The following is a 1,629-nucleotide window of genomic DNA, read 5'->3' on the forward strand; positions in this document are numbered from 1 at the left end:
TAGTTTCCCCTGAAAAAGTCAGGGTGTTTTGAGCATAATTAAAAGGAATTCAGCACCTCAAAATGGAAATTGTTATTGACGAGATAACAAAGTTCCACACCCCGAGGGAAGAATTCCTTTGCTATAGGAGTTCAACAGAAGCCCTCGGGAATCCTTCCAAGAGGTGAAGAAAATGTTGAAACTTCGAGACGAGCAATTGACCATCTGGGATGCCATTCTCCCGGAATCTGTTAGAAAGTTGCCGGTCGAGCTTGCAATCATAGATCAATTACTGGACGACGACCGTTTTCTTCAACCGTTTACTGAGTTGCACCCGAAAGGCAAGAAAAGCGGCCGTCCTACGCTTGCAATTGAAAAGTACATCCGTCTTATGGTCCTGAAGCATAAATACAATTTGGGCTACGAGTCACTCGTGAAGGAAGTCGGTGACAGCATCACATGGCGAATGTTCTGCCGGTTTGCCATCGACGAACCGATGCCCGACCCGTCTACGCTCATCTATGCCCGCAAACGCTACGGCGACAAGATCGTCGAAGACATCAATGCCGCACTCGTAAAGCAGTGTGAGGAAAAAGCCGTTCTGAAAACCCGCAAATTGCGCACGGATACGACGGTTGTGGAATCCGACATCCATCACCCGACAGACGCTACGCTGTTGCAAGATGGCGTAAAAGTCATCACTCGAACGATTCAGAAAATCCGGAAAGTCGCCTCCCACACTGTTCAAGGCTTTGAAGATCGTACGGCAGAAATCAAGGAAAAGATTCTGTCCATCGCGAAAGTTCTACGTCGCCGCACCCGTGAATCTTGGGAAGAAGTTGACCGGATCACTGGGAGCGTAATCGAAGTAGCCGAGAACGTTGTGAACAAGGCGCAAGCCGTTATCGAGAAACTGCAAGACAAGGGCAAAGCTGCTCTTCGACAAAGTAAAACCAAACTGACCGAGGCGGTCACGCTAACCGGCAAGTTGTTGGAACAAGCCAAACAGGTCGTTTCCGGCAATCGAATCATCGCAGATCGGATCGTCAGTTTCTTTGACCCGGAAGCAAGACCGATTAAGAAAGGTAAGCTGGCCAAAGGAACTGAGTTCGGCTACAAGGTGCGAATCGACGAGACGGAAAGCGGCTTTGTGACCGGCTACGCTGTCTACGAGGGGAACCCCTCGGATGATGAACTGCTCGTTCCCGCTGTACAGGCGCATATCAAGCAATTCGGCAAAGCGCCGCAAGCTGTAGCGACCGACCGCGGTTTCTCAAGCAAGAAGAACGAAACGGCCATTACCGAACTTGGTGTGAAGCGAGCTAGCTTGCCGCGAAAGGGCAAAAAAGGCATTGCCCGATCCGAGTACGAAAACGAATTATGGTTCAAAGACTTGCAGCGTTACCGTGCAGCTGGAGAAGCGAAGATTAGTCTTCTCAAGCGGAAGTACGGTTTGAACCGCAGCAGGTATCGGGGCTTTGTCGGCTCAAAATGCTGGGTCGGCTTCGGGATTCTGACCCACAACCTGCAAAGAGCGGCAAAAATGCTCCAAAACTAACATGGAAACCGATCATTAGGGAAAGTTCCCCCTCACAACCCAGCCAGCAACCCGAAACTATTTTTGAAAATCGACTTTTTCAGGAGCAACTA

Annotated in this window: 1 protein-coding gene; it reads left to right on the forward strand. The window is 49.8% G+C overall.

Annotated features, from left to right (window positions below; all coding sequences use genetic code 11):
• Nucleotides 1–172: 172 nt before the first annotated feature.
• A complete protein-coding gene (locus FE781_RS17265) occupies nt 173–1,537 on the forward strand; it encodes an ISNCY family transposase (RefSeq protein WP_019007868.1) in 1,365 nt (454 codons plus the stop codon).
• The last annotated feature ends 92 nt before the right edge of the window (nt 1,538–1,629 follow it).

Source organism: Paenibacillus thermoaerophilus (assembly GCF_005938195.1).
Lineage (GTDB): Bacteria > Bacillota > Bacilli > Paenibacillales > Reconciliibacillaceae > Paenibacillus_W > Paenibacillus_W thermoaerophilus.

Excerpts from the sequence above, each read along its gene's own strand:
- FE781_RS17265 (WP_019007868.1), top strand. The coding sequence starts at position 173 with ATGTTGAAACTTCGAGACGAGCAATTGACCATCTGGGATGCCATTCTC.